The 5,310-nt window shown below is 75.8% G+C and carries 4 protein-coding genes; 2 read left to right on the forward strand and 2 right to left on the reverse strand.

Features of this window, described 5'->3' with window-relative positions; translation table 11 throughout:
• Positions 1–1,016, reverse strand: a 1,016-nt coding sequence (locus E1291_RS38715) for an acetyl-CoA carboxylase carboxyltransferase subunit beta (RefSeq protein WP_207401177.1), incomplete at its 3' end; no start/stop codon positions are given.
• An 84-nt stretch (positions 1,017–1,100) separates the two neighbouring features.
• On the opposite strand from E1291_RS38715, the gene E1291_RS38720 reads away from it, so the two are divergent.
• Positions 1,101–2,621 carry an amidase gene (locus tag E1291_RS38720; RefSeq protein WP_131743001.1) on the forward strand — a complete coding sequence of 507 codons (1,521 nt, stop codon included), beginning with the start codon at positions 1,101–1,103 and terminating at the stop codon, positions 2,619–2,621.
• Here the strand turns inward: E1291_RS38720 and E1291_RS38725 are convergent.
• Positions 2,615–3,985: a sensor histidine kinase gene (locus E1291_RS38725; protein ID WP_131743002.1), complete on the reverse strand. Its 1,371-nt coding sequence runs from the start codon at positions 3,983–3,985 to the stop codon at positions 2,615–2,617. The two genes, E1291_RS38720 and E1291_RS38725, sit on opposite strands and share 7 nt — an antisense overlap.
• A 591-nt stretch (positions 3,986–4,576) precedes the next feature.
• Between E1291_RS38725 and E1291_RS38730 the strand changes: the two genes are divergently transcribed.
• Positions 4,577–5,310: serine/threonine-protein kinase (locus E1291_RS38730; protein WP_131743003.1), on the forward strand; the 734-nt coding region annotated here is incomplete at its 3' end.

Here is a 5,310-nt window from a genome sequence, read left to right on the forward strand (position 1 = left end):
AGCGCCCGCCCGGTCCACCGGACGCGGCGGTCCTGCCCGGCGAGCACGCACGGCGCGTTCCCGAACCGGGCGAGGGCGAGCAGCAGGCCGGGGGCGGCCTCGCCGTCCCCGGTGCCCGCCAGCGGCGTCACCCGCGAGGCGCCGTGCCGGAGCAGCTCCCGGACGCCTGGCCGGTCCCGGCGCCGCGACCGCACGATCGAGTCCCACACGGAAGAGTCCCACACGGAAGAGTCCCGCACGGAAGAGTCCCGCACGGAAGAGTCCCGCACGGCCGAATCTCGCACGGGCCCGCCGGGGACCGCCGTGGGACGCCGCGCCGGGACGGGCGCCGCGGGCGGGCGCGCGCACAGCACGTCCAGCGCGCGGGAGGCGATCGTCGCGAGGTCGCCGGTGCCCGCGACCACGTCGACCAGGCCCTTGGCGGCCAGGTTCTCCGCGACCTGGACCCCGGCGGGGAACGGCTCGCCGTACATCCCCTCGTACACCCGCGGCCCGAGGAAGCCGATCAGCGCGCCCGGCTCGGCGGCGGTCACGTGGCCGAGCGACCCCCACGAGGCGAACACCCCTCCCGTCGTCGGATGCCGCAGGTACACCAGGTAGGGCAGCCCGGCCGCGCGGTGCGCCATGACGGCGGCGGCGATCCGGGCCATCTGGACGAACGCGGCCGTGCCCTCCTGCATGCGGGTCCCGCCCGAGCACGGCGCGGCGAGCAGCGGCAGCCGCTCGGCGGTGGCGCGTTCCACGGCCGCGACGATCCGGCCGGCGGCGGCCGTCCCGATCGACCCCGCCAGGAACCGGAACTCCGACACCGCGAACCCGACCCGGCGGCCGCCCAGCTCGCCCGCCCCGGTGACCACCGCCTCGTCACACCCGCTGCGCTCCCGGGCGGCGGCCAGGTCCCTCTCGTAGGCGGGATCCGGCCACGGCGGCCCGGCGACCGGGACGTCCCAGGACGTCCACGCGCCCCCGTCCAGCACACGGCGCAGCAACTCCCGCGCCCCGGTCCGCTCCTCCACGCCGCTCCCTTTGGCTACCTTGATACGAACCCTAGGGCGCCCGCCGGCGGGCCTCGGGGGCGCCTCCGGTGGAAGGGGAAAGCCTTGCCCAATGAGGAGCACGAGGAGATCGTGTACGCCCCGGCGCGCGAGCTGGTGCGCCGGATCCGCGCGCGCGAGCTGTCGGCGCGGGAGGTGCTGCAGGCGCACCTCGACCGGATCGAGCTGACCAACCCGCGGGTCAACGCCATCGTGACGCTCCTGCCGGAGCGGGCCATGGAGCAGGCGCGGGCCGCCGACGAGCGGCTCGCGGCGGGAGCCGCGGGCGGGCCGCTGCACGGGCTGCCGGTGGCGCACAAGGACACTCACGCGACCGCCGGGATCCGCACCACCTCCGGCTCGCCGATCTTCGCCGACCACGTCCCGGACACCGACGATCTGATCGTCGAGCGGATGCGGGCGGCCGGCGTCGTCACGCTGGGCAAGACGAACACGCCCGAGTTCGCCGCCGGCTCCCACACGTTCAACCCGATCTTCGGGATCACCCGCAACCCCTACGACCCGGCGCGGTCGGCGGGCGGCAGCAGCGGCGGCGCCGCGGCGGCGCTGGCGTGCGGGATGCAGCCGCTCGCCGACGGCAGCGACATGGGCGGCTCGCTGCGCAACCCCGCCTCGTTCTGCAACGTCGTGGGGTTCCGCCCGTCCCCCGGGCGGGTGCCGTCCTGGCCGGTCCCGGCGGGCTGGGCGACCCTGGGCGTGCAGGGCCCGATGGCCCGCGACGTGGAGGACGTCGCGCTGCTGCTGTCGGTGCTGGCCGGCCCGGACCCGCGCAGCCCGATCGCGCTGGCCACGCCCGGCACGGCGTTCGCCGGGCCGCTCGGCCGGGATCCGGCGGGGCTCCGCCTCGCCTGGACGCCCGACCTCGGCGGGATCATGCCCGTCGACCCCGCCGTCACCGCCGTCCTGGAGCCCGCCGCCGAGGTGTTCGCCGGCCTCGGCTGCGCGGTCGAGGAGGCCGCGCCGGACCTCACGGGCGCGGACGAGGTGTTCCGGACGCTGCGCGCCTGGCAGTTCGAGCTCGCGTTCGGCGCGCTGCTGGACGCGCACCCGGGCGCCCTCAAGCCGTCCCTCGCGCGGAACATCGCCGCGGGGCGGGCCCTGTCGGGCGCCGACGTCGGACGTGCCGAGGCGCTGCACACGGCCCTGTTCCACCGCGTCCGGGAGTTCTTCTCCCGCTACGACGCGCTGCTGCTCCCGGTGAGCCAGGTGCCGCCGTTCGACGCGGCCCTGGAGTACCCGCCGGAGGTCGCCGGGGAGCCGATGCCCGACTACCTGGAGTGGATGCGGTCCTGCTGGCTGATCTCGGCGACGGGCTGCCCGGCGCTCTCGGTCCCCGCCGGGTTCACCCCGGACGGGCTGCCGGTCGGGCTGCAGATCGTCGGGCGGCACCGCGCCGACCTCGCCGTCCTGCGGCTCGGCCACGCCTTCGAGCAGGCCACCGGGTACGGCCTGCGGCGCCCCGAAGTGAGGCGCGTTCCGTCCCCGATAAAGCCCCCGATCAAACCCGCGATCGAACCCCCGTTCAAGCCCCCGGCCATGCGCCCGTTCCAGTCCCCGTTTCAGTAGGGCCTGGCCTCCAGCGGGATGCGCAGCACGAGGCGCGCGCCGTCCCCGGGCGCGGCGACGAGCGTGCCGCCGTGGGCATGCGCGATGTCGCGGGAGATGGTCAGCCCGAGGCCCGTCCCGCCGCGGTCGCGGCGGCGGCTCTCGGGCAGCCGGTGGAAGCGCCAGAAGACGCGCTCGCGGTCCTCCGGCGCGATGCCCGAGCCGTCGTCGCGGACCTCCAGGACGGCGAACGCCCCGTCCCGCGCCACCGTCACCCAGACCCGGGTCCGGGCGTGCCGCTCGGCGTTGTCGAGCAGGTTCGTCAGCAGCCTGACCAGGTGGCCCGGGTTGGCCCGGACCCAGACCCCCTCCTCGGTGTCCACCTCGACCGGGATCCGGCGCTCGCGCCGCTCCACCTCCGCCCGCGCGAGCTCGCCGAGGTCCACCCGCTCCCGCTCGACGGGCACCCCGGCGCCCAGCCGGGCCAGGATGAGGAGGTCGGTCACGATGCCCTGCAACCGGTCGGCGTCGCTCAGCGCCGCCTGCGCGACGGCCGGCCAGTCCTCGTCCTCCGGGGCCTGGAGCGCGACCTCGAGCTGGGTCCGCAGGCCGGCCAGCGGGCTGCGCAGCTCGTGCGAGACCTCCGCGACGAACGCGCGCTGCCGCTCCACGACCTCCGCCAGCCGGTGCAGCGTCACGTTCACCGAGCGGGCCAGCTCCGAGACCTCGTCGACCGGGCCCGGCACCGACACCCGGCCCTCGGGCTCGCCGCCGGTGATCTCGGCCAGTTCACCGCTCATCACCCGGACGGGCCGCAGCGCCCGCCGCACCGACAGCGACACGATCCAGCCCGCCGCCGCGGTGGCGAGCAGCACCGACGCCGCGAGGGCGCCGAGGAAGAACCGCCGGTTGCGGGTCAACTCGGTGATGGGCGCCCCGGCGTGCGCGGTGCGCCAGCCGTCGCGCGTGAGCACCCGCTCGCTGACGACGTAGACGTCGTCGGACACCCCCGGCACGTGGACCGTCCGCGCCACCGTCCGGCCGGGCGCCGGTGGGCGCGGCACGTCCAGCGGGCCCTGGCCGGCGAGCGCGTCGCTGAAGGCGAGCACGTGCCCGCCGTCGTCCACGACCTGGAGCAGCGAGAAGTCGGCGTCCTGCACCGACAGCCGGCCGCGCGGGTCCTCGGTGCGGACGATGGTGACGAGGTCGGCGACGGCGAGCTTCCCGCGCGCGTGGAGCTCCTCGAACACCGTCCTGCGGACGGCCTGGTAGAAGACGGTCACGCCGACGACCAGCAGGATGCCGACGATCAGGGTGGCGGCGATGGTCACCCGGGTGCGCACCGTCCAGTACGAGGGCGACAGCCAGCTCCCGAGACTCCGCACCCCGGCGCCCTCCCCCTTCCCGTCGCACGCGGCGGCCGGCGCCGCGCCAGGTCCAGCGCCTGGGGGGAGTGCGCAAAAGTGGTTCTTACCGAGCCATTGCCCGTGAAACCTCGCGGAAGGCGGGGGCGGAGGGGGCGGGAGCGCGCCCGCGCATCGCCGGGTGACCGGGACGGGCCGTGCCGCACCACCCCGGGTCACCCGGCGTTCCCCACCGTAAGAGCGCCCCGAACGGCGGGGGCGACGAGTGCGGAACTCGCACCATCATCTTGACCCGAGTGTCCTACTAAGTCAACTGGATTAATAGGAAATCTGCCGACCGATGCCCGCGGCGCGGCGCCTCCCACCCCTGGGGTGCCGCGCTCGCGGACATGGCCTTCGGGTCCGCCAGCCGCCCGCCACCCGCCTGCCGAGTGACGAACCCGGCGGTACGGGGCCGCTGCCGGACGTCTTCCACCCTGCCCTCCCCGGATGCACTCAACACGACTTCGACGTGACATCCACGTTTCCTCTCCGCACGCCGGAAGGCGCCATACTTTGCCGACGAATGGGGATGGACGGGCGGAAGAACGGCAAGGAGGTCTAGAACACGGCATGGACGGAGATATTCGGCCACTTGAGCCCGCGGATCCGCGCGTGGTCGGCGGGCACGCCCTCCTCGGCCGTCTCGGCTCGGGCGGCATGGGCACGGTCTACCTCGGCACCGATCCCGTCTCCGGCGGGCGCGTGGCCGTGAAGACGATCCATCCGCACCTGGCCGGCGACCCGTCCTACCGCCGCCGGTTCCGCGACGAGGCCGACCTCGCGAGCCGGGTCGCCTCGTTCTGCACCGCCCGCGTCCTCGCGCACGGCGAGGAGGACGGCCGCCCCTACCTCGTGACCGACTACGTCGGCGGCGTCTCGCTGCACGACCGGCTCACCGGGAATGGGCCGCTGCCGCCCGCCGACCTGCACGGCGTGGCCGTGGGCGTCGTGTCCGCGCTCGCCGCGATCCACTCCGCCGGGCTGGTGCACCGCGACCTCAAGCCCGCCAACGTCATGCTCACGCTGTCGGGCTGCCGGGTGATCGACTTCGGTATCGCGCGCAGCCAGGACTCGGGCGCCGCCACCGCCGTCCCGGGGACGGTCCTCGGCACGCCCGGCTGGATGGCCCCGGAGGTGCTGACGGGCGGCCCCACCACCCCGGCCGCCGACATCTTCGCCTGGGGCTGCCTCGTCGCCCACGCGGGCACCGGCCGGCTGCCCTTCGGCGCCGCCGCGTCGCTGCGCGTCGCGACCGGCGAGCCCGACCTCACGGGGCTGCCCGCGGCGCTGCTGCCCGCCGTGCG

Origin of the sequence: Actinomadura roseirufa (genome assembly GCF_900659635.1) — a bacterium.
GTDB classification, from domain to species: domain Bacteria; phylum Actinomycetota; class Actinomycetes; order Streptosporangiales; family Streptosporangiaceae; genus Spirillospora; species Spirillospora roseirufa.